This window comes from Corticibacter populi (assembly GCF_004217315.1).
GTDB classification, from domain to species: Bacteria; Pseudomonadota; Gammaproteobacteria; order Burkholderiales; family Burkholderiaceae_C; genus Lampropedia; species Lampropedia populi.
The window spans coordinates 328,963-352,748 of record NZ_SGWR01000003.1; the positions used below are offsets into that span (position 1 = coordinate 328,963).

The window sequence follows — 23,786 nt, forward strand, 5'->3', positions numbered from 1 at the left end:
GCGACCGCAGCCGTGCAATGGCAGCTAAACCCGCAGCCGCTCCGGGGGCGTCTGCTGTGACAGAGAAGGGTTCAGGCCGTTGCGGAGAAGCTGAACTCGGCCACCAGCGGCAGGTGGTCGGACATGCGCCACCAGATGCGCCCGCGCGGCACGAAGACCGTGCGAGGTACCAGCCCGCGCACGAAGATGCGGTCGAGCTGCACTACCGGCAGCATGGACGGATAGGTGAAGGCGCGCTCCTTGTCGAACTCAGCGAAGCCGCTCTCGCGCAGCAGCAGGCCGGTCTGGTCGCCCCAGTCATTGAAGTCACCGGCCACGACCACCGCCTCGTTCTGCGGGATCTCGGTCTGGACGAATTCGCGGATCATTGCCACCTGGCGCAGGCGACTGATGTGGATCAGCCCCAGGTGCACCACCAGCACATGCACGCAGTGGCCGGCCACGCGCAACTGGGCGTACAGAATGCCGCGCTGTTCGAGCTTGTGGTCGGAGATGTCCTGCTGGCGCGACTGCTCGACCGGCCAGCGGGTCAGCAGCGCATTGCCGTGTTCGCCCCACTTGGTGATGGCATTGGTGTAGTAGACGGCGTTGTAGCCTTCCGGTGCCAGGTAGTCGGCCTGTGGCAGCGTAGGCCAGTTGGCAAAGCGGTTCTGCTCGCGCAGGTTGAGCTTGCGCACCTCCTGCAGGCAGACGATGTCGGCATCGAGTTGCTCGATGGCCAGGCCCAGGTTGCCGATCTCCAGGCGGCTGAGCGGCCCCAGCCCTTGCACACCCTTGTGGATGTTGTAGGTTGCCACGCGCAGGATGTCCTGCGGCTCTTCCTTGTCGGCATTGTCGTTCATCGGGGAATGGTCTGAATCGCGCTTCAGGCAGCGGCATCCTCGGCCGGTGCGGGGCTGGCCGGGGGCAGGGGCGTGGCCATCACGCGTTCGACCATCTTGCCATCCATCTCGACCACCTCGAAGCGCCAGCCTTCCCACTCGACGTGGTCGCCCACTTGTGGAATGCGCTCGAGCATCAGCATGAACATGCCGCTGAGCGTGTGGTAGAGGCCGCGCTCCTCCTCGGGCACGGCGTGCAGGTTCAGCTGGTCCTTGAGCTCCACCGTGGGGATGGCGCCATCGAGCAGCCAGCTGCCGTTGCCCTGCGGGCGTGCCCAGGCATCGTCGGCGTTGCGGCTGGCGAACTCGCCGGTCAAGGCCTCCATCACATCCTGCAGGGTGACCACGCCCTCCATCTCGCCGTACTCGTCGACGACAAAGGCCATCTGCAGGCTGTTGGCGCGAAACTGCGCCAGCAAGGCCATGCCGGTGAGGGTTTCGGGCACATACAGGCTGGTGTGCAGGTCGCGGGCAAAGTCCGCCGGCTCGCCGCGCGCCACGCGCGAGAGTACCTGCTTGGCATGCACGTAGCCGAGAATCTGCCCCAGCCCGCCGTTGCAGACCGGAAATCGTGTGTGGCCGGATTCGATCATCTCGCGCAGGTTCTCCGCATCGCTGCGCTGCAGATCCACGTAGATCACGTCGGTGCGCGGCGTCATCAGCGAGCCGACCTCACGGTCGTCGAGCCGGAACACATTGCGCATGATCTGGTGTTCGCTCTGGTCGATCACCCCGGCCTGCGAGCCCTCGTTCAGCATGGCGTGGATTTCCTCGGCCGTCACGCTCGACTCGCCACTCTGGCGCGAGCCCAGCAGATTGAGAATGGCCTTGGTCGAGAACGACAGCAACCAGACGAAGGGGCGCGTGATGGTGGCCAGCAGCGCGATGGGGCGCGCCACCAGCCGGGCGACCGGCTCGGGCGTGATCTGGCCCAGGCGCTTGGGCACCAGTTCGCCGATGACGATCGAGACATAGGTCACGGCAATGACGACCACCACCGTCGAGCTGATGCTGGCAGTGCGCTCGGGCACGCCCAGCGACTGCAGCCAGGTCGCCAGTGGCGCGGCCAGCACCGCCTCGCCGACGATGCCGTTGAGCAGGCCGATGGAGGTGATGCCGATCTGGATGGTGGAGAGGAACTTGGTCGGGTCCTCGCCCAGCTGCAGGGCCGTGGCGGCGGCCTTGTCACCTTCGTCCGCGAGGCTTTGCAGGCGGGCCCGGCGGGCGGTGACCAGCGCGATCTCCGACATCGCAAAAATGCCGTTGAGTACGATCAGGCCCAGCAGGAGCAGGATTTCCATGGTCAGCCTCCCCGACCCGCATGGGGATGGCGTGAAAAGGTGGTTTCAGACGCGCGCGGCGTGCCGAACCGGGCGGAACAGGAGCAACTGGGAGGTTCCATAAGGCATGCGGGACCGCAGGCGAGGGCGGCCAGGCAGGTAACAGATCGTGTGTTGAAAGCGCATATCCTACCGCAAACCGCCTGCACACTGATGACCGGGCCTACCCGGCTGCCTATTGCGCGTTTCTTTGCACGTTCGTCTGCGCGTTTCATCGGCGCGCTTTGGGGCTCGTTCTTTTGCGCGCTCACCTCGGTGCGAGGCGGATGGCGCCGTCAAGCCGGATCACTTCCCCATTGAGCATGTCGTTCTCCAGGACATGGCGCACCAGCCGGGCATAGTCCTCCGGCGTGCCAAGCCGGCTGGGGAAGGGGACGCTGGCTGCCAGCGCATCCTGCACGTCCTGCGGCATGCCGAACAGCATCGGCGTGCCGAAGATGCCCGGTGCAATGGTCATGTTGCGGATGCCATCGCGCGCCAGATCGCGCGCAATCGGCAGCGTCATGCCCACCACGCCGCCCTTGGACGCGGCGTAGGCAGCCTGGCCGATCTGGCCATCGTAGGCGGCCACGCTTGCCGTCGAAATCAGCACGCCGCGCTCGCCCGTTTCCTCTGGCGCGTTGTCCGCCATGGCTGCTGCGGCCAGGCGGATCATGTTGAAGCTGCCGATCAGGTTGATCTGGACGACCTTGCTGAAAAGCGCCAGCGCATGCGGGCCCTGCTTGCCCACGGTTTTTTGCGCCGGCGCGACGCCTGCACAGTTGACCAGCCCGGCGAGCTTGCCCAGCCGCTGCGCCGCAGCCACCGCCTCCTGACCATCGGCCTCGGAGCACACATCGGTGCGCACGAACACGCCGCCGATCTCGCCGGCCACGGCCTGGCCACGGTCTTCCTGCAAATCGGCAATCACCACCTTGCCGCCTTGCCCGGCCAGCATGCGGGCCGTGCCTTCACCCAGGCCGGATGCGCCGCCGGTGACGATGAATGCGTTGTCTTGAATTCTCATGTTGTCTCCTTGGTCAGTGGTTCTTGCGCGGGCACTTGCAGGGGGGGGGGCTACACCGTCCCCCTGCGCGCCAGGTTTGTCGTGGGCCATTGTAGGAGTGCGTGTGCGGTGTCGGCGTCCCGTCCCGGACCTGATCTGGTCACCGATTCTGCCGGCCTCGGTCGCGCCGTCGGTACGCAGGCACTGTGGTCAGCGTGCCAGCGCTTTGTGCACCTGCAGCATCAAGGGTAATCCCGCTTTTGCTGGGGCTGTCGTTCGAATAGAAACGGAGCTTCTCGAAACCATCTTTTTGTGTGAGGAACCCGACATGCACCTGACGCGTCGCACCTGTCTAGCTCTGGCCGCCACCCTGGCCCTGGGCTTCTCCGCCGCCACCGCCACCGCCCAGGCGAACTACCCGAACAAGCCGATCCGCCTGCTGGTACCCTTCGCCGCTGGCGGCACCACCGACATCATCGCGCGTGCCATCGCCGAGCCACTGGGACGCGAACTGGGCCAGTCCGTGGTGGTTGAGAACAAAGGCGGCGGCGGCGGTGTCATCGGCGCCACCGAGGCGGCCCGCGCCGCGCCCGATGGCTACATCCTCAGCGTGGCAACCGTGTCGACCACGGCCTCCAACCCGGCCATCAATCCAAAGATCGCCTACAACCCGCTGACGGATTTCACCCCCATCATCAACATCGCTGCCACGCCGAATGTGCTGGCCGTGCATCCGGGTTTTGTCGCGCAGGACTATGAAGCCTTCGTCAAGGAAGTCGGGGCCCATCCGGACAAGTATTCCTATGCATCTTCGGGCACCGGCGGCATTGGCCACCTGCAGACCGAACTGCTCAAGAGCCTTGCGGGCCTGAAGATGGAGCACATTGCCTATCGTGGCGCTGGCCCCGCGCTCAATGACGCGGTGGCCGGACAGGTACCCATCATCTTCGACAACCTGCCATCGGCGCTGCCCTTCATCACCAGCGGCCGCCTCAAGGCGCTGGCCGTGGCCGCACCCGAGCGCGTGGCGGCACTGCCGGACGTGCCCACTTTCAAGGAACTGGGCCAGGAGCCGGTCAACCGCATGGCCTATTACGGCATCCTCGGCCCCAAGGACCTGCCCGACGAGATCGTGCAAAAGGTCAACGCGGCCGTAAAGAAAGCGGTGCAGGACGAGGCCGTGCGCAAGCGCATCGAGGACACCGGCTCCATCATCATCGCCAATGACCCCGGTGAATTCGCCAAGCAGATCAAGGACGAGTACGAGGTCTATTCCGACGTGGTCAAGAAGCAGGGTCTGACACTCGAGTGAGCAGCGCGGAAACCCGCAGCAGGGATTTCCGTATGATCGGGGCCGGACGGCAGTGGTGCTGTCCGGCCCTTTTTGCCGCTTTCAGGAATCCATGTCCCACGCCGCCCGGAACCAGGAATTGCTTGACCGTTTCATCGACAGCCTGTGGTTGCATGAAGGGCTGGCGCGCAACACGCTGCAAGCCTATCGCAAGGACCTCGAAATGCTGGCCCATTGGCTGGATCAGCAGCCGTGCATGGGCCTGGAGCAGGCTGGCGAGACCGAACTGCATGCCTATTTTGGCGCGCGCCACGCCACTACTCGCGCCAGCACGGCCAACCGCCGCCTGACGGTCTTCAAGCGCTTTTATCGCTGGGCCCACCGCGAAGGCATTTGCTTGGAGGACCCGACCGCGCGCATGGATGCCGCCCGGCAGGCCATGCGCGTGCCCAAGGTGCTCAGCGAAGCGCAGGTCGAGGCGCTGCTGGCAGCGCCCGACACCGGTACGCCGCTGGGCCTGCGCGACCGTGCCATGCTGGAGCTGATGTATGCCAGCGGCCTGCGCGTGAGCGAACTGGTGACGCTCAAGAGCTACCAGATCCAGCTCACCGACGGGGTGCTGCGTGTCACTGGCAAGGGCAGCAAGGAGCGGCTGGTGCCGTTTGGCGCGGTGGCCCAGCAGTGGCTGGCGCGTTACTTGGCCGAGGCACGCGCAGCCATCCTCTCGGGCCAGCTCACTGACGACTGCTTCGTCACCGCGCGAGGCCATGGCATGAGCCGCGTCATGTTCTGGGTGCTGGTCAAGAAGCATGCCCAGCAGGCCGGCATCCACCAGCCGCTGTCACCGCATACGCTGCGCCACGCGTTTGCCACGCACTTGCTCAACCATGGTGCCGATCTGCGCGCAGTGCAGATGCTGCTTGGGCATGCCGACATCTCCACCACCACCATCTACACCCATGTTGCGCGCGAGCGCCTCAAGAACCTGCACGCCGAACACCATCCGCGTGGCTGAGCGAGGACGCCACACCTTGGCACAGCCTGATTGCTGTTGTGCGCCTACTGCGCAGGTGCGTTGCCTGCGGCGATCTGGCTGCGGAAGGCGCGCAGTTGTGCCTTGAGCACATGGGCATTGTCTGGGCCCATGCGTACCAGCATCTTTTGACCCGCCGACAGAGCCTGCAGCTTCGGGTCCTCGAACTCATAGTGTTGCCAGGGCTGCTCGGCGGTTGTGGCCGCCTCGCCACGGATTTCGACCTGCCGCACATTGGGCGCAATGGGCTCCGGGGCCTGCAGCAAATGGTCGATCACCGCAATCAGTCGATCATTGAAATACTGGCCCGGATAGCCCAGGTCTTCGTAGGCCTGTTGGAACAGGGGGTAGTACTGCTTGTAGTAGCTCGCGGCCTGGGCCGCATCCACGCTCTGGACCAACTGCACCACCGGTTGATAGCGCGCGTTGTTTCCAGCGGCAATGTGCATATCACTGCCACTGCCTCCCTCGACCATGAAGCGCGGGTGCGTCGGATTGACTGGCCACAGGCGCGCCGGTGCGCGCTCGCGTGGCAGGTTGTCGACCGTGGCCACGAAACGACGGATGAATTGCTCGTTCTGGATGAAGGCATAGGTCTTGTCCTGGCCCAGCCAGCCGGAGAAGGTTTGCGCCACCGCACTGTCCGACTGCTCCAGCGGCGGCAATTGCACGGCCTGTTCGGGCTCGACCTCGATCGGGTTCTGGGGCTCCTGCGGCTCGACCGCCAGGAAATCGGCGGGAGACGCCTCTGTCGCCGCCGCATCCTCTGGCGCCGTGCCAGTGGCTGCCGGCACCAGTTCGGCGGCAGGGCCTTGCTGCGCTGCGCCAGTCAGGCGCGACAGCGCCTGGGGATGTTGCCAGAGCCACCATCCTGCCAGTCCCGCCAGCACAATCAGCAGCACCAGTGCGGCCAGCCAGCGATTGCGGCTGGTGCGGCCGCGTTGACCTGGATAGAACTCTTGCTCGCCTGCGCGAATCCGTTGGCTCATGCGTGTGTCCTCTTGTGTTGGGCGGATGCCCTCCGCCATGTCGTCGCCAGTGCCCGTGCCACCTTGCCTGGACAGATGGTAGCGCATTCGATCAGCAGGACCTCGATCGGTTCAATGCAAGGGATCACCCGGTTCCTCGCAATGCATCGCAGAGTACGGAAAAGCCGACCGGGTGCGGTTGGCCTTATTTATTGGGCAGCGCTCTCCGAACCAAGGGAAAAGGTCACGCTCGAACTGGCGCATGGAGCGTTCGGCGTGGGTGGCGCTCCACTCGGCCTGCTGTTTGCCGTACCACTCCAAGGCCACGACCTTGAAGGTGTCACCGGCCGGGTTGCTGGCTGTGAGGCGTTGCACCTTGCGGGCCTGGAAGGGCGGTGCCTTAGGCCAGCAGGAGCTTGGCCGCGTCCCGCGCCTTGCACGCCGCAGTCAGGCCGACTTGCGGATAGCGGCCCAACGCCAACTGTTTTTCCTTGCCATCGGCGTGGTACTTCATGAACCAATGTTTGGAGCCTGCAGGGCTGACTGGCAGGCATAGGCAGGAGGCATTGCGGCAATGGGCATCGGCCAGCACGGAGTACAACTCCACGGGTGGAGATACAAGTGGCGGGGGCACCTAAAAAGGAGACTTGTACCCCCATTTGTACCCCCTTTGCCGTGGATGCAAGCGGAAGCCAGCGGACGTTCATGGAAGATAAACCACTGACTTTCCAATGAAAAAGGCCGTCTGCTGGAAGCCAGCGGACGGCCTTGGAAGTAAAAGTGGTGGAGCCGGGGGGAACCGAACCCGCGTTCGCTTTCAGAACCAGATAGTAATGCATGGGCCTTGAGGGCGTGGATTCGACGATTTGGCCAAAAGGCATGAGAGCTGGAAGCGCGGGCTGAAAGCTCAGATCGCCACTTCCGGACGGTTTTGGTGACTTGAAGGTCGACGTCAACTTGCGCACGACATCTCATTGCTGCCACTTGCCTGCGGTCGCCGCCGCCGTCACCGTGCGTTTCAATTCCACGAGGAGTTGAGTCAACACGGCGTGACGGCTGCAAACCTCAGAAACGTTGACATAGAAGCCCGCCATAACGGCCTTCTCGACGCCCTTGAAGCGAACTTTTATCGACTGCCCTGCTCGATGCTTCGTTTCCTCAAGGCAAACCGCCCACCCCACTTTGTCCCGCCAGAGTAGGTCGCCCTGCTTGTGGGTGATCGCGCGCGCTCCTTGGTCGCGCATCTCCGACTCCCACACCGGCCGCAGTGTGTTCTCGATCTCACCCAAGAGCCGGTTCACTGCCGGGGCGACATCGGCCACATACGCCTTGGCATCCTCGATGCGGATCTTACCGAGCAGGCCGGTTATGCGGCCAGACGTCGCCGATGCAAGCAACTGTGGCGCGGCGAACACTTCCCGAAGGGCTACAGCCTTGTCGATGTCGATGTCGATGTCGGTGCCGACGCCGTGCCAGCTTGTACCTCCCAGCGTAGCGACCAAGACTAGCCACAGCGTTCCGTCACCGACCACGTCGTCAAAGGTGTCCCTCTGTCCGTTCTGGACGTAGCGTGCTTCAACAGCACGCAGCAAACCGACGGACCCCGGCCCCTGGCCCCGGAACAGGATGGAAAAGACCTCAAGAGCCCATCTCTCAGCGAGTTCCTCGGGGACCCAACCCTTGCGACGACCACGCAATGCAACCGCCAACGGGAAAGAGACTGCTTGCACCATCTGCGTCGCAGTGCAGCGCCCCGCGAACGCAGTCGCCGCCATTTCCGTCAAGAATGTGTTGATCTGAGTCGCCAGCCGCTCACGGAATCGCGCTTCGATGACTGCGCCGTCCGTGACGGCGCTAGCCTGATCTTTCTGGTCAGTCGACTTCGGCGGGGGCGGTGTATCCGGCATCTGCCCTTCGTCGATGTCCTCGTCCCCAGCGGCAGCGGGCGTTCGACCTTCCTCCGTCTCAGCCTCGAACAGCAGACGCAGAATCCCCGTCAGTGACAACGATCCTGGCTGCGCAGACGCGAGGTGGGACAAGCCCTCACGCGACTCATCGAGGTGAACGATCAAGTCGTCCGGATTGACAGGCTCCGCAGGTGCATCGTTCTTCTTGCGATCAACCCCGCCGAAACCAGGATCCCGGAAAGATGCCGGGTCGTTGAAGAGGGTCTGGGCTACTTCCTGCAGTTCATCGAGCATCTGACGCTGCTCGGCCGAACTTGTGCTTCGGTCCAACGCCTTGAACGGCTCCAGGAGCCTTGCCGCGTGACTGGCGTGTTCAAGGGCGGCGAGGTCGTCGACCCACCGACAGGTGGTCGACCAGGAGTCGGACCCCATGGTCACGATGACTGAAGCAAACAGGGTCGCTGCATCCAACCCTTCGGTGATCTCGCACATCCAGAGTGCCCTTGGCCCGTGCAGACGTCCCATCGGCAGCACTCGCTCGCCAAGCCGGAGGTCAACCTGCGCGCCAGGGTCCGGCGCCGGGACGACCTCGGCGACCATGCACCGCGATGCCTTGTCCCACTGCAGACTTCTGAGGCCGAACGATGGCTGGTGGGCCGCAGGCGCCTGGTCGCGGACGGGGCGCGGAACCAGGATTTCGTGCGGCGCCTGTCCTGGCACTGCAAACAACCCTAGCACGGATTCGAAGTCTTGAGCGTCTGGCTGGTCGTAAACAACGATGGATTCGACGTTGCCGGCACTCTCTGGCGCGAGGAGCCATGCGGCGGCGGAACAGTTCGCTGAACCCATCACCGCCGCAGGGCCGTCAGCGCCTTCGAACCAGTAGAACTTGGCGTGCAGCGGACGGTCCGATGGTGCCGCGATCACGTGAAGCTCCAGCGGCAGGTCGGTCAGCCTTTCAGTCACGAAACTTGCGGATGTGGGGGTCAGAGCGATGGTGGCGCGGGTGACGCCGAACGTCGCATGCGCCCAGCGCAAGAACGCACCAGACTCGTCAGTCGAACCGGTGAGGATCTTCACTTCATCGAATCGTCGGCCCGACCAGCGCCGAGCCAGTTCTGTGGCGAGAGATCTTGTTCCCCGGCTGCGCAATATGGGAATGGTTCCGCTGTCGTCGGCCGGGGTCAAACTCAGCCACGGGACATCTTTGAACCGACGAACGGCATCGCGCTCCAGATCTCCCTGGCCCCACGTCAGCACGTCGTCGAGGAAGGGGTGCAGCCACCCACCCTTGTCGATGTGGCTTGGCCCAACCATCCACGCCGCACCCAGTTCCTGGTTTCCGCCCCACCCGGAACTCGTGACGTTCCCGCTGCCGACCATGACGATCCCGTCCTTTGGCCCCAGCCGCACGAAGACCTTCGGGTGAAATGCCCCGGCAACATCAGCGCCAGCGAGGAGGTACTGCTTACCGAGACACCAAAGCTGCCCGACAGCGGACTGGACGGAGTTGTCGATCTCACCTCTATCGCCAAGAACGAGGATGTCGCTGGAACGACCGGCCCAGAGATCGGGAAGAACGACCTGCTCGAAGAAGATCGGATCGAACGAATAGGTCAGCAGTAGCGCCTTGTGATACGCGCGCTCACGGCAAAACAGGCGGGGATTCATGTTGCATCCCCTTCAGCCAAGGTGGTCAGTGCGCGCTCCAGAACGATCTCACCGTCCGCGGTGATCCCGTTCGTGTCAATCAGCTTGAGCTGGTGGAGCCACCCGAGCGCTTGCTGGATGCGGGACGCAGTGCGTCCGGCAACGAAACCTTTGCGGCGAGCGAACCACTTGTTTCCTTCAGCAGTCAGCAACGCGACATCGCGTCTCAGGTCGACCTGCAGGCGGGACCACGTGATCTGCAGATGCTGTTGAACTGTACGCAATGCCATTTCCGCCGCAACATCGCGCAGGGAACGATCTTCTCGGCGGAATCGCTCCAGCTCCGGGAGCACGACCTCGCGCATTCCCAGTCGGCGCCGCCCCTGGTGTGACAGACTGCGGTACTCCTGCTTGTCCTCCCGCACGGCATCGCCAACTCGCAGGCTCGCCATAACCCACGCGACGACCGCAAGTGACAGGGCACCAGCGCCAGACTTCAGCGCACGCCGGTACAGCAACGGTTCGATGAGACTGTCGGACCATCTCACAATCCCGGGCATAGCGTCGACGACGAACAGGCGCGAGCGCAGCCGTTCTTCCAGCGCCCTGAATGTCAGATCCGCCACGGACTCCCCAGGCGCGACGAGGTTCAGGTCACGGAGCGCGGAATCATGCTCTTCGACGCGCTCCATGAGGGCCTCGATCACCATGTCTCGGTCCACACCAGAGAGCCCTCCATCAGGTTGCCCTAGGACTTCGCCAATCACTGCTGCGAGTACTCCCTCCTGAGTGACCGCAATGGAGTCCCGCACGCAGTAGGTCGCCCAGCCATCCGCAACCTGATCAATGAGCGGCTCGCCGAAACGCCCTGGAGAGCACGCTACGTCGAAGAATTTCGCCTCGCTCGGTGCCGACTTCTGTTGGGTTGCAAGCGCGAGCAGTGCTGCGTAGGTCCTGATTCGGTTCCGCTCCGTCGGCCGGGGGTCGGACGGCATGATCGCGGCGAGTAGAAGCTCCCTCTCGTCATCGGGAATCCGATCGATCCTCACGTTGCTACCGAGCTCGCGCAAGTCGTCAATCGACGCCGCACCGAGGTCATCCTCACGAATCAGGCGCTCGATGAAAGGTACTGTGGTCAGTCGTTGATCCACTGCCTTGGCGAGCGGGAGACCGCGCTCCATGACAAGCGCAGGTACGGCGTTGTCCCTGCTCTTGCTGATGCCGAGCTGGTCGGATGGGCCTGTGTAGATCGTGGAGGCTGGCGATTTCACTAAGCTGGATATCTGGACGTGGGACTCACCAAGCGCGATACGTTCGAGTGCCTGATCGGACCCGATCAAGCCGCCGATCGACGGATCTTCGATGAGGTTTCCGAGGACCAGCGCTGATTCGATCCGCGCAGCGAACTCGATGAAAGTCTGCCAGCTATCAGCCCGGCCACTTTGTCCGTACCGATGAATCAACCACGCCCGAAATGCCAAGTAGCGAACCGATGGGGTCACAGTGGTGACGCCATCGAGCAGAGTGCCACCGATCGTCTGAACGGGGAGTCTCAGGCCGAGCAGGTCCAGGCCACCGGTGATGACCGCGCCGCTGCTGATCCATTCGGGAGCTTGACGGACTTTGGCGATCACCGTCAGATAGCCCTTGGTGCACAGAAGGTGAAGGCCTCCCTGCTGGCTCGACTGAGCCGGTAGCTCAACTTGGCGATGAAGGAACGGGCGCCCTCGTCGGGGGTAGCGACGAATGCAGTGCGGATGCGATCCAAGATGTCCGGGCGCCAGATGGATGCGTCTTCTAAGAGCAATGTGCTGTCGCGTAGAAGGCAGTTAGCTCGGAAGGTGTCAGCTCCTTGGTAGATCTTGCTTGTGTCGTGTTCTGAATAGCGAGCCATAGCACCCTCAATGACGTTCATTAGCAGAAAGCACCGGACGATGTGACTCCCAACCGCCAGTCATCCGCCTCCATCATTGGCAGAAGCCCAGATTGACCTTGGCCTCCGGCACCAATTGATGTAATGTAACATTCATCACATTACATTGTCACGGCACCCCCCACCATGAGCATTGGCAGCAGCGGAAGAATCGTCATCGAGGTTGACCCAGATGTGAAGCGTGAACTGTACGCAGCACTGGTTCGCGATGGGTCCACTTTGAAGGAATGGTTTTTGCGAAACGCACAGGTTTATCTATCGGGTAACAAAGCTGACGATCCTTGCATATCGTTGACCGAAGTGACGGCCCCCCCGGAAAGCCACACCCCTGACACGCGCACTAATATGGGCAGCAAAGATTCCCTTGCTAACAGCAAGAAGAAGTAGCCTCATACAACGCCGTCAGTACAGAGAATTTATCAATGAAACACAAAATAAACACATCGAAACGTAGTGCATGCACTCTTATTGCGAACTCGTCCCCGCGCCTAGAACAGGTGCTTCTTGCAGGCATCAAAGCGTTCTGCGAGGAGTTGCAAAAAGAGAAAAGCACATCAAGACTCAGAAGTTTCCAGGCTTGGAAAAAATATTGGATTGCCAGTAATGGTGAGATCGGGCGCAAGAAAGAAGTGGCGATGGATGCATTTGAAGGCGTACTTGGCACCAGGAGTGAAGCTGATCCATACCAATTTATATTTATTGTCGAAACGGCGATAGTTTTTATCGCGAAAGAGCTATGTTGTTCGGCAGTTAAGTCTGGTATTGCTTCAAATGCAGCGTCGCGGATCTTTGAGTGGTGGGAGTCTGAGCCCTTGACCTCTACTTTAGAGGCCTCTTCCGAACTGAAAAAAGAATTACTGAAAGTCGATCAAGATGAACTTCTTAATCTGCTTTCAAATGACCCTCTAAGAAATATTTACCATACGCTAATTCCAAAGTCCATTCGCCATACGCTTGGCGCCTATTTGTCGCCGCCAGATTTGTGTAAGTACGTAATTAATAATGTCGCAGCTCATGAGGTCTTTACATCTTCGGAGAAAACACTGCTCGAGCCAAATTGCGGATTGGGGGCTTTTTTCTCCGCGCTGTTAGCAGAGGGGCTTCGGATCATTGAATGCAGTGATAGTTCGAAAGAAATGCTTGGCAATGCCTTTGCAGATCGGATTTACGGAATTGAAAAAAACCTCGGATCTTATGTCATCTCGAGATATCTGCATGCTGCAATTTGCGGATTGCTCAGGGGTGGAGTTTCCGATAAAGAGAATGTCGTATGGGCTGATTCAGTTTTCGTAGATGAGGGATTCATCTCGGAGAAGATTTCTGCAGGTCTTCCGCTATCCGAAAGAACTCTCCTAATGGGTCTCTTTCGAGTCCAATGCGCTACCGAACACGCTAGCAAATCAAGCATTTTTGAGGAGGGCACAGCGATTGCGCATTTTGACGGCCATCAATGGAGTGACGTGCACACCCCACTTCATGCATGGTTTGCTGACGGTGGCTGCACTGAAGATCAAGAGTTACAGCGTCTCTCGGTACTTGAGACCGTGCGTTTGGAAAATTTTGGGGCTTTCGATTTCATTGTTGGAAATCCGCCATGGGTAAATTGGGAAAATCTTGATCCCGAATATAAGAAATTAATACTTCCGTCGTGGCCGCCGTTAGGGCTGTTCGCGATGTCAGGCAGAGATAGAGCCTTCAGCAAAGAGGATTTGAGCGTCCTTGCAACTTACTCCGCATGCCTCAGGTTCGGCAAAAAAGCAACGAAGGTAGGGCTATTACTCCCTCAAGCGTTGTTCCAATCCAGGAAAAACTCAAAGGGCTTCCGTAGATTCCAACTCGGCCAGAGCGGCATTTACTTCCATGTTGATAAAACTACAGACTTTAGCGATTACGTGGCTTTTGGCGATGCAAAGAACCGGACCGCAGCCTTTTTCTGCACCTTGAGTGATGAACCAACAAAGTACCCGGTTCGATACCTGCGGTTCGTTCCAGAAAAGGGAAAGGGAGAATCCTTTGGTACCTACAAAAATCTATGGGCGGCACCATCTGATCAATCCGACTCTACATCCAATTGGGCGCTCTTTGAAGAGTCAGAAGAAATCACTCACTTCAAGAGGGAAGGTAGAACGTACCGAGCACGTACTGGGGTTTTCACCGGTGGAGCAAATGCGGTTTATTACGTTCGAGTACTGGGTCAAGATGGGGATCTTGTCCTCCTTGAGAATGATACTGAGCGAGCGAAGATTAAAGTTGATAAACAACGCTTTCTCGCTGAACGCGACCACCTTTATCCGTTTGCAAAGGGGCGCGACGTCAAGCAGTGGAAAGTCTGTCGCCCTATAGAGCAAGGCATCCTGTTACCTCACACCGTTGAAACTCGCATCAAGCCGATATCGCCAAGTGTGCTTACCCTCCAAGCGCCGAAGACAATTTCGTACTTGTCTCAGCACGAGGAGATGCTACGAACGAGAGCAAGCCTTACCGCACTTGATAGAGCAAATGTGGCAGAAGGTTATTACGCCATGCTGCGAGTCGGCGAGTATACGTTTGCCCCCTACAAAGTTGCTTGGCGATATATTTCAAAGGACTTTTACTGTGCGGTAATTGGACCATCAGATATTTGCGGGGGAAGCAAAGCAACGGTGCTTCAAGAAAAACTAATTTCGATTGCTTTTTCCAGCGAAAACGAAGCCTACTTTGTGTGTGCGTTCCTGAGTTCCCCAAAAGTGAAGCGAGAAATCGAGCGCCGAATTGTGGGCACTCAAGTCTCGGTTCACGTAATTGAGGACATACATATCCCAAGCTTTGATTCTGCTAATGCCATCCATCAAGAAATGGCCGCTCTCTGCAGAGACGGCCACTACACTGATGGGCTTACTGAGGCAAGATCAGCAATGCTAGGCATTCTCGTTGACAGACTTCAAGACGCAGAAACAAGTAGCTTGGCTCGCCCCGCCATGACTACTACTTCATCGTCAGCAGCTGCCGAAGACCAGTCTATAGTCTTGACATCTTGCGGCACGTAGCTGCGCAGCATGTAATCCATCGCTTGGGCTGAATAAAACTCAGGATCCAATGCTATCCCTCTGATTTCTGTCAGTCCAAGCGAATGCGCACGCAGGGCAGCCTTGTATAGTGAGTGGTTCTGCACCATGCAGTGCAGCGCTGGCATCATCTTGTCTATGGTGCCAGTTTTGTTCTCGCTGTATCCAACTCCATCCACTAGGCCCCACAGCTCTACACTTCTTTGTTGCTGAGAAGCATTGAAAGCCTCCACTTGCCTACGGATGGTCACAACGGTGCTCGATTTATCGACGCCAAATTGACCTGGATCAGATGTGTGAATGAGACCAACAACGAAGGCTCTAGGCAACCCATTCTCGCCAAGAAGCACTAAGTCGGTACTAAATGTCGTTTCGGGATTTCTCTCGTTTATCTGCATGGTCTCAGGGTCAATGTTGGGGTCATGCGATCCCATTGGGTTCTCGCTTTTACCCTCCGGAATCATTTGACATCCTATTGCTTTCAGGAGCATAGCCAGACTTTGCTCGATTCCGTGACCACGGAGCTTTGCCTCTGCCTGTTGGATTTCTCCAGGCATAATCAAATGTCGCACCAGAAGATCTCGATCTTTCTCCGTCAGTCCGGAATAGAACTGAAGCATTGAGGCCAAACCTTTTTCCAAGAAGTATTTGGCAACTGCTTCTGCGGATGCCTGAGCAGCCGCTCTAATATTTTCGTCTCGGTGCTGAGATTTCTTGATTTGATTTAGAAAAAAGGAAGTCGAATGACGGGTTAATGCCTCCGGTGCGCAACCACACAATGTCTTGCCAGGTATTTTGGGGTGCGGTAGACGGGAGAATTGGTAGCTTAGATCCAAATATAGCCGCTTGTCGGAGACGCTTATGAGTGTCCTAAGAAGCTCGACAAGTCGTGAGTCTCTAATAATTTCGCTTGCGAGTTGATCTGCAAGCTCATCTACCGTTTTTGTTTTTACTGAATCGGCAAGAATGTTTAGAGTGCCAATTTCCTGATCTGCTGTCTGATTAACAGCAAGTGGTAGCTCGTTTTGCTGGGCAACGTGATACCAAAACTCCTCAGAGAGATTGTTGATTCGTCCATATTCTTTTCTCATGCTTGCGCTACTCCTGGGTGCATCTGGTTTGCTTGACAGAATTATCTCAGGAGTGTCTATTGCTTACCAGAACTACGTCGAACTGAGAAGAGCCCAAGCCTCAACTTGGCGTCGGGTAACAAGCCCCCGTAACACTTTTCCACCCCCATAGACCCAACGCCGCAGCTCTTGCCCGGCCGCGATCCAGTCCCGTTGATTGACTCGCCGCCGCAGCGTCGAGGTCTGCAACCGCCCAGCTCCGAGGTTGAAGGTGAAGTCCACGATGGCTGCGAGCCGACCCTCCGGCTCGGAGGCCAACACCGGGCAGTAGCGCAGCGTCGCCCCCAGTGCCGCCTGTAGATCGCGCGCCAGATAGTCCTCGCCTTCTGCCTCCGTGATCGGCGGGTGCTTGGGGTCGCAGAGATGGCCGTACCCAATCGTCCAGAAGCCTGCAGGACAGATGTAGGGAACGGCGGTGATCTCGCTGCCGCGTTTCACCCTGCGCTCGAATCCCTCGAAGCGTTTGGCCAGCTCGATGGCCGTTTTCGGCACCTCAATCACGGTCGCACCCGGTCAAACACGCGCCCGAGGAACCAGAAGTTCAGCACCCCGGCCCACAGCGCTTGATCGGCTTCCGTCCAGGCGTGCAGAATGGCTACACTCCAGCCCGCGCCAGCGATCACGGCGGCCACGAATGCTGCCGTCTTGGCGGCGCAGTAGAGCGCCATGAACCAGTAGGTGATGACGGGACGCACGCTGCACGACAGCGCATCGGCCCAGCGCACGCCAGTCTTTTCGCCTTGGGTGCGGACGGCGTCGCGCAGCGCTTCGACGGCACCGACGTTCCAGGCGGCCTCGGCACTCGCGCCGATTTCGGCCATCCGTTGCGCGCCGCGAATTTTCTCGAACTCCAGCGCCTTGTCCTGCATCGCCAGTTCATGGCCGCGCTCGCCCTTGCGGTCGAGCCACTTGAGGATTTCGGGCGCGAGACGGAAGGCCCCGCCGAGGAGGCCACCAAGCAAGGTCTCGATCATTGCGGGCCTCCCATCAGCTTGAGCTTGATGGCGGCACCAATCAGCAGCGCGGCCAGCAGGCCGGTGGTCAGCACTCTCACGAAGGTCTGCCACGCCGTGCGGCGGGCATCGCGCCACGCATCCAGCAGGTCACGCAGTTCGCGGATATCCCGTGCAGCGTGGCCGTTTTCCAGGCCCAGGTGGGACAGGACACGCTCGGCGCCACGTTCGGCGGCGTGGGCGAGCAACTCGTCGAAGTCCTCTTTGCGCAGCAGGAGCATGTTCTCGACGAAGGCAGGTTTTTCGGAATCGGTCATTGGCGATCTCCAGAAACGCGAAACCCGCCTCGAGGGCGGGTTTCATGGGGTGGCGAAAGTAAATGGTCAGATGGCGAGGCCAGGGCTCCAGCCCGCGGCTTTGTAGGCCGAGAGCACACTCTCGTCCTCGATGAAGCAGGTCCAGCCAACCTTCGGCACGAAGAAAGACCATCCCGCCTCGATGCGCACGGCGATCTGGCCGGCCTTTCCGGCCCAGGCGCCAGTGGGTCCGGGTGCCACGATGTAGCGGTCGCCGTTGGCGGGCGAGGCCGGCGGCGTGGCTTGCGCACGCGACTTCACCGACAGTTGCAGTACGGCATCGAGCAGTTTCAAGTTCGCATCCATCCCCGCATTCCAGCCCGATTCGCGGGCGGTCCACCCGTAATTCACGCCCAGGTTCGGGCCTTGCATTGCAGCCATGTCATTCTCCGTAGGTTGCACCGTAGAACATGCCGTAGCCCCGGCACTCGGGGATCTCGATTTGCTGGGCCTGCCAGCTGGTGTAGCCGTCGCGTACCGCCTCGACCTTGACAGTCAGTTTCTCGTTCGGACGATTCAGGCCGCTCTCGGCGATCTCGGTGGCCATCGGATAGGTCCAGCTCGTGCCGGTCAGCCCCGTTTCCGTGTGCTTGAGTGTTCCCGCCTCGCCATAGATCCGCACGGTGTAGGTCGTACCGGTCTCCGGACCGATATTCGATTCCCCCTGCGTCACCAGATAGGCGGTCTGCAGCAACCGGCTGCGGTGCGCCCAGCTGACCGTCACCTCCCCGGTGATGTAGCTCGCGCTGTAGTCGAGGTTGTTGACCCGGAACTTGCCGGGCGGATAGGGACGGATCTGCCGCTTGGCGAACGTGTAGCTGATCGTCGGCGCGGAAGCCTCTGCCAGAACGCCCACCCCGGTGGCAGGCAGTACCTTGGAATGCACCGTCTCACCGCTCAGGTACTGGGTCGTGTTGTAGAACTGTCCGCCCTCGACGAAGTACAGCCGGGCGCCGCCCGAATGCTTCGCCGGCACCGTGTCCAGCACGCCCCGATCCACCGTCACGGTGCCGGCGGCCACATTAACCGACTTCACGGCGACCAGCTCGCCATCGAGCAGCGCGTAGGTGTCCAGCGTGACCAGGTCGAGATCGACCCCGTAGAGCACGTTCAGCACCGTCTCGGTTTGTCCGATGTCATTGGCCAGCACGCAGGATGGGATGAAATCACCAACGCCGGTCTTCTCGAAGGCCGCTGATCCCTGCCGCGTCAGCACCGCGTAGTTGATCGCCGCATCCGAGGGCCGAACGGCTGAGACGGACAGGAACCCGCCATTCGGATCGATCTCGGCCAACGCGGCAGCCGACTCGCCCGTCATCTCATGAACAATCGTCCAGTACGGCAGTTCGCTCACCGACACGAAGTTCGCAGCGATGGGCGCTTGCCGGGGATCGACCCAGCCGCTCTCGGCGGGTGCGAGATAGACGGTATCGGGCAACCCGAACACGTCCTCGACGCAGGTGATCCGCACCCGGCCGTCGGCCAGCGTCCCGTAGCTGATCTGCGCGACCCGAAGGATCAACTGCTCGATCCGCAGCTCGGGCCAGGAGAACCTGAACACGTCGCCGATGTTGAGGCTGGCGGCCGTGCGGTTGGCGACCAGCGTGATCTTCGCCAGGGTGGACGACAGCTGCCGCAAATCCCGCATCGCCAGGCGCGCAGCCAGAGCACCATTGGCCACGCCCTCGTAGCTGACCTTGGCATCCTTGATTTCGCCCAGGGACCGTTCGATGCCGGCGATGTCCTGCACAGAGATCGAGACGCTCTTGTCAGTCGTGCGGTCGTGATAGGACAGCGTGACCTGATTGATCAGCTCCTCCGGCAAGGTGCGCTCGAAAGACTCCAGCCGGATCACGTTGGTCTGGTTCAGCTCCAGCAGCGTCGCCGGATCGTAGTCGTCGCGGGTCAGCTTGAGCGTGAATAGCCCCGTGCGCGGGCTCACGTAGATCGAGCCGTCGATGTGCTGCAGGATGCGCTCGATGAAAGCCTCGATGTCTTGCTGCTGATCCCACAGGATCGAGAGGCCGAAGCTCTCGGCGTAGAGCGTGTCGGCAGCGGCGCGGAATGAGGCGTCGTCGATCTCGGCCGAGCTGTAGCCCCGGCCCCAGGTCCTGTCGGTCAGGCACTCGTAAATGATGTGCGCCGGATTCATGTCACCGGCAATGGCGGCCTTGTCCGAATACCACTGCGGCGAACCGTCGGATCTCCGGATGATCCGCGTGAGCTCGGCGCTCCACGGCTTGATGTAGGGGTTCATCGCCGACAGTTGCGGCTGACGCAACACCAGCGATACCACTCCCCGGAAGGCCGGTACGTTGGTGCCGAGCTTGGAGGCGAGGTAGTCGTTCTGACCGTCCGCGGCATTGCCCATCACCAGATCGACGGCGCCGACGATGCCGCCCTCGCGGTCGTCGCCGCCGAACAGGTCGGGCTGATTGATGGCGATCTGGCCGCTGGACGTCATCGATCCCGACCACGCCGTGCGCTCGCCGACCACGATCCTGTTCAGCGAATCGACCGGCCCGTGGCACAGCGCCAGATGCATCCCTGCGTAGTAGCGGTAGCCGACCGTGACGCTCTTGCTGCCTTTGCCGCCGCCGCTCATGCCTTGGCTCCCTCATTCGTGCGCGAAACCAGCTCAATCACCTCCTCACGCGCAACCTTGTCGCCGAAGGCATCGTCGAAGGATTGGACGCCGGTGTTGACGGTGACGGCACCGTTCACCTCTTTCCACGACATCACGGGCTGGGCACTTCCTTCGGTCCCCCACATCAGCTTGATGATCTTGGCGCGCGCTTCGGTGAGGTCGATAGACGAGGTCATGTGCGGGAGCTTGAGCCGCTTGCCATTGAAGAACTGCACTGGCTCGGCCTCACCCACGTTGGTGACGTAGCCGCGCAGGACACGATCAAAGGCATTGGTGTCGAACGCATCTGCGCCATCGACAATGCGCACGAACTCGTCGAGGCCGCGAATGGCGTGGTCAAGGGGAAGTAAGGCATCGAGTCTCCGGGGGCAGAGAATGATTCCTCCACGAGGCCATACCGCGTCGGAAAGGACAGCGGAAGTTTTGTCCTGCGGCGCGCGTGACCATGCTCGGCCCACGAACACCGGCGCGAACTCGTGTGTACCAGCCAGACGCAGCTCACCGAGATGCCACAGGTGATTCGGTGTGCGGCAGATGTTGCTGGAGCGTCGCCTATCCTCAATTCCGATCAGCGCCGACAGGTCCGCCAGCCACGAATCCATCTGGATGGAATAGAGGGCAATCCCCGCCAGCGGTTGGACTACGGTTCTGCCGTTCAGCGGACTGCAGTAGCTGTAGCGACCGGCGTCCTCATCGACATCGACCTCGACTTCCTGTTCGGAATCGAGAAACGGCACCATCACATGGGTGAGATAGCCTGCGGGTACGATCCAACGCCGCTGAAGAAACTGCCGATAGTCCCGCCCGAGCCTGTCGGCCAGCACTGATGCATCGAGCCGCGGAAGGTTGTCCAGCGCGAGGAAGAAGTTCAGATGCGGCGACGTCATCGGCGTCCTCCTCAGAACTGGCTCAGCACGCCGATCTTGATGAGCTGTTCCTGCACGCGCTTGCGGTCGTCGTCCGTCCTGCTCTTGTCGTTCAGCCCGTTCGGCGCGGTGATCTGGACAGCGACGTTGTGCGCCTTGCGGTGCGGCGTCTTGGACATCCTCATGACCAACTTCACCTGCACGAGCGCGTACTGGCTCAGGTCTTCGGCGCAGTAGTCCTCATAAGCAACCTGATAGATGTTGCGGCCGTCGCGCCGGTCACGGGTGATTTGCATCTTGCTGGAGAGTTGCCGCACCACATCACGTCCGCCGTACTCTGAGGTCTGCTCGAACGGCTTGGCCACGGTGATCTGCAGGATCGAGATGTCGTCGATACCTGCGACCCGGTCACGTTTGAGTCGATCGAGCATCTTGGAGGTCGCAAAGCCGAGCAGGTCGAACTGCCGCATGGGCATGTCCTCGATCTGGCCTTCGTGCGCCAGCGCGACGTCGCGGAAGACGGTGGCCAGCTCGCGCCGCGCCTCCCGTTCTTCGCAGAACACGCTGAGTGATCCAGTCTCCGGCTCCCACGAAAAGCGTGCCGACATCGCGGCGGGTTCCTCGTGGTCGACGACATGCCCATTCGTCACTTGCTGGAACGTCGCAGTCTTGCCATTGAAGGTCGCCGTCAGCGTGTGCAACAGCGCCGACTGACCGGCTTCGCAATCATCGTCATCACCCTGTTCGCATGAAAGATCGCGGCGTGTGAATTGCTCGATCAGGATTTGATCCTTCGGCACCTTCGGGAACAGTTCGGCAATTCGTGTGCGCAACACCTCTTGAACGTCGACCCCAGTCTTCGGCACGACGCCCTTGGGGCCCAGGTAGTGGCTAGAGTAGTGGTCGCTTTTCCACTGGCGATGCATGACTTGCAGATGCTCTGCCTGGTCGAAGCGTTCGTCGCGTCGAGCGCCTTGCACCGGGAAGTCCTGCAAGATGTGTAGGTACAACGCGCGGCTGTAGCGATCGCTGGGCACAGCCAGCACAGCGGCATCGTCAGCACGATCCTCGTTGAGCACAGAGAGGACGGCCTGTGCCCCGTAGTCATCGTCGAGGAGCATCACTCGCTCGGCAGCACACTCGATGCTGTACTGGGCGGCCGCCGGCAATTTGCCAACAGCATGAAAGAACGCCTGACGCGACTCGACTGGCAACTTGCCCTTGGCCGCTTCCGCCAATGCCTGCAACTCCGGCAATGCCGTTGCGCTGGCGCGCTCGAGCAGATCAACCAGGAGCCCGGGGCGCGCGACCTTACGCACGAGGCTGACGAAGTTCTCTGCGTTCGGGAGGATTTTTGCGCCGTCATCAGATCGATGCTCGCGCGCACGTTTCGGCGCAGGCTGGCTCGCCGCCGCGTTGGTGTTTTTCTTTGTGGTTGAGGCTTGGTCTGCTGGCATGGGCAAGTTCCTTTGACAAAGTGCGCGATTGCGCGAACAGTTAATCGGATGATTCAAAAAATGCCGACGCGAAGTCGGCTCGACGGGGGGGTTGGATGGTGGTCAGCGCATCGAGGCCTCCTGACCCGTGAGGCCGTAGCGATTGAGGCGAACTTGGATGAACCGGCGATTGACGCCGAAGCGCGCGGCCAAGGCTTTCTCGAAGCGTTCCATGTCGAAGACGCCCATGTCGCCGTCCGCTTGGATGTGTAGAGCCGTGCCGGGGTGGTCGGGATCTGTGGAGGGATGGCGATGGATGGTGATGTCGTGCTCGGGCGCAAGCTCTTCTACGGCGGCGATGATGCGCTGGCGCGGCACGAGCAAGGAGCCCATGAACTCGTTGGCACGCAGCTCGGCGAAGTGTTCTTCCGTCGTTGGCTTCGCAGATAGTGACTTGGACAGGTGGTCGCTGTCCGGCGTCGTGGTGCGGTAGGCACGTTGCAGCGTTGGTTCGAAGTCATCGAACAACCCAGGGCCCTTGCTGCCCTGAACAACCCAGCCGGGGGCGTCGAACACGGCGTGGCCCAGTTCGTGGGCCAAGGTGCTGAGGGCCAGCAGTTCGCTGAGACTTTCACCCACGGGCGAGACGGACACCATCGCGGCGTCGGGCATTGCGGGGTCAAATTCACAGACACCGAAGACGTGGTTGCCTTGCTCGTCATGCACGGCGTAGTCGGTGCTGACCTCCAGCGCGAAGTCGATGCCGTTGATCTTCAGGCCGGAGATCTGCCGCAGCGCGTCGAAAGAAACGGCGTCGATGCTGTCCGCGACCAGCTGCTGGCGCGCCGTCGCGGCGATGCGCTCGACCTCAGTGTGCTTGATGTACAGGGGGCGTTTCCGGTCGCAGCACCGGTAGTCGAGAGTCAGTACCGCCATTCACTTTTTCTCCGTCACGTTCCGGCGGTACATCCGAACCAGGTTGCCAACATCATCGCGGATGTCGGGGGGCAGACGACTGGCCTCAACGAAGGCGTCGTCGGCACTGATACCGAGGATCTCTGCCGCCTTGCGGATCAGCTCGTCCTTGGGCGGCTTCTCCATGTCGCGCTCGATGCGAGACCAGTAGGCGGGTGATATTTCCAGCTGACGCGCAAAGTCATTCATCTGAATGCCTTTCTCTTCGCGCGTCTTGCGGATGAATGCTCCAAAGGGCATGACGGTGACCTGATTGCGTGATTAGTTAACGAGGATGGTAAGAGCCAAGGGTCATGCTGTCAACCGTTTCGTTAACGCGCAAAAAATACATTGCGGGCGGGCTTGATTACCCTGCGTTGCCATCCGCTTCGGAAGATCAGGCTCACTATCC

The 23,786-nt window shown here is 60.6% G+C and carries 22 protein-coding genes; 4 read left to right on the forward strand and 18 right to left on the reverse strand.

The genetic code is table 11. From position 1 onward, the window contains the following. Window positions 1-71: 71 nt before the first annotated feature. The 3 genes from EV687_RS12415 to EV687_RS12425 all read right to left on the reverse strand — a co-directional run bounded on the left by EV687_RS12415 (window position 72) and on the right by EV687_RS12425 (window position 3,227). Window positions 72-842 carry an endonuclease/exonuclease/phosphatase family protein gene (locus EV687_RS12415; protein WP_122228200.1) on the reverse strand — a complete coding sequence of 257 codons (771 nt, stop codon included), beginning with the start codon at window positions 840-842 and terminating at the stop codon, window positions 72-74. 23 nt (window positions 843-865) lie between these two features. Next, entirely contained in the window at window positions 866-2,182 is a 1,317-nt protein-coding gene (locus tag EV687_RS12420; RefSeq protein WP_122228197.1) for a hemolysin family protein, read from the reverse strand. A 286-nt stretch (window positions 2,183-2,468) separates the two neighbouring features. Further along, window positions 2,469-3,227: a 3-hydroxyacyl-CoA dehydrogenase gene (locus EV687_RS12425; protein ID WP_122228195.1), complete on the reverse strand. Its 759-nt coding sequence runs from the start codon at window positions 3,225-3,227 to the stop codon at window positions 2,469-2,471. Between the two features lie 313 nt (window positions 3,228-3,540). Between EV687_RS12425 and EV687_RS12430 the strand changes: the two genes are divergently transcribed. Together EV687_RS12430 and xerD are read left to right on the forward strand one after the other, a co-directional pair. After that, window positions 3,541-4,518 (forward strand): tripartite tricarboxylate transporter substrate binding protein BugE, encoded by a 978-nt coding sequence (locus EV687_RS12430; protein ID WP_423201093.1) that lies wholly within the window; start codon window positions 3,541-3,543, stop codon window positions 4,516-4,518. A 91-nt stretch (window positions 4,519-4,609) separates the two neighbouring features. Further along, complete coding sequence (xerD, locus tag EV687_RS12435) at window positions 4,610-5,512, forward strand: site-specific tyrosine recombinase XerD (protein ID WP_122228191.1); 903 nt, start codon at window positions 4,610-4,612, stop codon at window positions 5,510-5,512. Between the two features lie 44 nt (window positions 5,513-5,556). Here xerD and EV687_RS12440 read toward each other — a convergent pair whose 3' ends face one another. The 5 genes from EV687_RS12440 to EV687_RS12455 form a co-directional block, all read right to left on the reverse strand. After that, window positions 5,557-6,519: a DUF3014 domain-containing protein gene (locus EV687_RS12440; protein ID WP_122228967.1), complete on the reverse strand. Its 963-nt coding sequence runs from the start codon at window positions 6,517-6,519 to the stop codon at window positions 5,557-5,559. A 111-nt stretch (window positions 6,520-6,630) separates the two neighbouring features. After that, complete coding sequence (locus EV687_RS19200; RefSeq protein WP_242612619.1) at window positions 6,631-6,873, reverse strand: phage integrase central domain-containing protein; 243 nt, start codon at window positions 6,871-6,873, stop codon at window positions 6,631-6,633. 25 nt (window positions 6,874-6,898) lie between these two features. After that, window positions 6,899-7,090, reverse strand: coding sequence for an Arm DNA-binding domain-containing protein (locus EV687_RS19205; RefSeq protein WP_242612620.1), 192 nt, complete (start codon window positions 7,088-7,090; stop codon window positions 6,899-6,901). Between the two features lie 379 nt (window positions 7,091-7,469). Continuing rightward, window positions 7,470-10,076 (reverse strand): phospholipase D-like domain-containing protein, encoded by a 2,607-nt coding sequence (locus EV687_RS12450; RefSeq protein ID WP_122228189.1) that lies wholly within the window; start codon window positions 10,074-10,076, stop codon window positions 7,470-7,472. Continuing rightward, the gene (locus tag EV687_RS12455; RefSeq protein ID WP_122228186.1) at window positions 10,073-11,689 is read right to left on the reverse strand and encodes a hypothetical protein; all 1,617 of its coding nucleotides are present in this window, start codon (window positions 11,687-11,689) and stop codon (window positions 10,073-10,075) included. Before EV687_RS12455 ends, EV687_RS12450 begins: the two co-directional genes overlap by 4 nt. Before the next feature lie 425 nt (window positions 11,690-12,114). On the opposite strand from EV687_RS12455, the gene EV687_RS12460 reads away from it, so the two are divergent. Then, complete coding sequence (locus EV687_RS12460) at window positions 12,115-12,375, forward strand: hypothetical protein (protein ID WP_122228180.1); 261 nt, start codon at window positions 12,115-12,117, stop codon at window positions 12,373-12,375. A 35-nt stretch (window positions 12,376-12,410) separates the two neighbouring features. Next, window positions 12,411-15,014 (forward strand): Eco57I restriction-modification methylase domain-containing protein, encoded by a 2,604-nt coding sequence (locus tag EV687_RS12465; protein WP_130466507.1) that lies wholly within the window; start codon window positions 12,411-12,413, stop codon window positions 15,012-15,014. Here the strand turns inward: EV687_RS12465 and EV687_RS12470 are convergent. The 10 genes from EV687_RS12470 to EV687_RS12515 all read right to left on the reverse strand — a co-directional run bounded on the left by EV687_RS12470 (window position 14,909) and on the right by EV687_RS12515 (window position 23,635). Then, window positions 14,909-16,123, reverse strand: coding sequence for a hypothetical protein (locus tag EV687_RS12470; RefSeq protein WP_130466508.1), 1,215 nt, complete (start codon window positions 16,121-16,123; stop codon window positions 14,909-14,911). The two genes, EV687_RS12465 and EV687_RS12470, sit on opposite strands and share 106 nt — an antisense overlap. A 72-nt stretch (window positions 16,124-16,195) precedes the next feature. Further along, window positions 16,196-16,663: a lysozyme gene (locus EV687_RS12475; RefSeq protein ID WP_122228171.1), complete on the reverse strand. Its 468-nt coding sequence runs from the start codon at window positions 16,661-16,663 to the stop codon at window positions 16,196-16,198. Next, window positions 16,660-17,136, reverse strand: a complete 477-nt coding sequence (locus tag EV687_RS12480; protein ID WP_122228168.1) for a hypothetical protein — start codon at window positions 17,134-17,136, stop codon at window positions 16,660-16,662. The genes EV687_RS12475 and EV687_RS12480 overlap by 4 nt, the downstream gene beginning before the upstream one ends. Next, the gene (locus EV687_RS12485) at window positions 17,133-17,432 is read right to left on the reverse strand and encodes a DUF6127 family protein (RefSeq protein WP_122228165.1); all 300 of its coding nucleotides are present in this window, start codon (window positions 17,430-17,432) and stop codon (window positions 17,133-17,135) included. The genes EV687_RS12480 and EV687_RS12485 overlap by 4 nt, the downstream gene beginning before the upstream one ends. A gap of 66 nt (window positions 17,433-17,498) precedes the next feature. Then, on the reverse strand, window positions 17,499-17,852 hold the full coding sequence (locus tag EV687_RS12490) for a DUF2793 domain-containing protein (protein WP_122228162.1): 354 nt from the start codon (window positions 17,850-17,852) through the stop codon (window positions 17,499-17,501). A 1-nt stretch (window position 17,853) separates the two neighbouring features. Next, entirely contained in the window at window positions 17,854-20,076 is a 2,223-nt protein-coding gene (locus EV687_RS12495; protein WP_122228159.1) for a phage tail protein, read from the reverse strand. After that, window positions 20,073-21,005 (reverse strand): hypothetical protein, encoded by a 933-nt coding sequence (locus EV687_RS12500; RefSeq protein ID WP_122228156.1) that lies wholly within the window; start codon window positions 21,003-21,005, stop codon window positions 20,073-20,075. Before EV687_RS12500 ends, EV687_RS12495 begins: the two co-directional genes overlap by 4 nt. Window positions 21,006-21,016: 11 nt before the next feature. Beyond that, complete coding sequence (locus EV687_RS12505) at window positions 21,017-22,441, reverse strand: hypothetical protein (RefSeq protein ID WP_122228153.1); 1,425 nt, start codon at window positions 22,439-22,441, stop codon at window positions 21,017-21,019. 102 nt (window positions 22,442-22,543) lie between these two features. Continuing rightward, window positions 22,544-23,356: a M78 family metallopeptidase domain-containing protein gene (locus tag EV687_RS12510; RefSeq protein ID WP_122228150.1), complete on the reverse strand. Its 813-nt coding sequence runs from the start codon at window positions 23,354-23,356 to the stop codon at window positions 22,544-22,546. Then, window positions 23,357-23,635, reverse strand: a complete 279-nt coding sequence (locus tag EV687_RS12515; protein WP_122228147.1) for a helix-turn-helix domain-containing protein — start codon at window positions 23,633-23,635, stop codon at window positions 23,357-23,359. Between the last annotated feature and the right edge of the window lie 151 nt (window positions 23,636-23,786).

Coding starts and splice junctions, on each gene's coding strand:
- EV687_RS12415 (WP_122228200.1), bottom strand. CDS start 842: ATGAACGACAATGCCGACAAGGAAGAGCCGCAGGACATCCTGCGCGTG.
- EV687_RS12420 (WP_122228197.1), bottom strand. CDS start 2,182: ATGGAAATCCTGCTCCTGCTGGGCCTGATCGTACTCAACGGCATTTTT.
- EV687_RS12425 (WP_122228195.1), bottom strand. CDS start 3,227: ATGAGAATTCAAGACAACGCATTCATCGTCACCGGCGGCGCATCCGGC.
- xerD (WP_122228191.1), top strand. CDS start 4,610: ATGTCCCACGCCGCCCGGAACCAGGAATTGCTTGACCGTTTCATCGAC.
- EV687_RS12440 (WP_122228967.1), bottom strand. CDS start 6,519: ATGAGCCAACGGATTCGCGCAGGCGAGCAAGAGTTCTATCCAGGTCAA.
- EV687_RS12450 (WP_122228189.1), bottom strand. CDS start 10,076: ATGAATCCCCGCCTGTTTTGCCGTGAGCGCGCGTATCACAAGGCGCTA.
- EV687_RS12460 (WP_122228180.1), top strand. CDS start 12,115: ATGAGCATTGGCAGCAGCGGAAGAATCGTCATCGAGGTTGACCCAGAT.
- EV687_RS12465 (WP_130466507.1), top strand. CDS start 12,411: ATGAAACACAAAATAAACACATCGAAACGTAGTGCATGCACTCTTATT.
- EV687_RS12470 (WP_130466508.1), bottom strand. CDS start 16,123: ATGAGAAAAGAATATGGACGAATCAACAATCTCTCTGAGGAGTTTTGG.
- EV687_RS12480 (WP_122228168.1), bottom strand. CDS start 17,136: ATGATCGAGACCTTGCTTGGTGGCCTCCTCGGCGGGGCCTTCCGTCTC.
- EV687_RS12485 (WP_122228165.1), bottom strand. CDS start 17,432: ATGACCGATTCCGAAAAACCTGCCTTCGTCGAGAACATGCTCCTGCTG.
- EV687_RS12490 (WP_122228162.1), bottom strand. CDS start 17,852: ATGGCTGCAATGCAAGGCCCGAACCTGGGCGTGAATTACGGGTGGACC.
- EV687_RS12495 (WP_122228159.1), bottom strand. CDS start 20,076: ATGAGCGGCGGCGGCAAAGGCAGCAAGAGCGTCACGGTCGGCTACCGC.
- EV687_RS12500 (WP_122228156.1), bottom strand. CDS start 21,005: ATGACGTCGCCGCATCTGAACTTCTTCCTCGCGCTGGACAACCTTCCG.
- EV687_RS12505 (WP_122228153.1), bottom strand. CDS start 22,441: ATGCCAGCAGACCAAGCCTCAACCACAAAGAAAAACACCAACGCGGCG.
- EV687_RS12510 (WP_122228150.1), bottom strand. CDS start 23,356: ATGGCGGTACTGACTCTCGACTACCGGTGCTGCGACCGGAAACGCCCC.
- EV687_RS12515 (WP_122228147.1), bottom strand. CDS start 23,635: ATGCCCTTTGGAGCATTCATCCGCAAGACGCGCGAAGAGAAAGGCATT.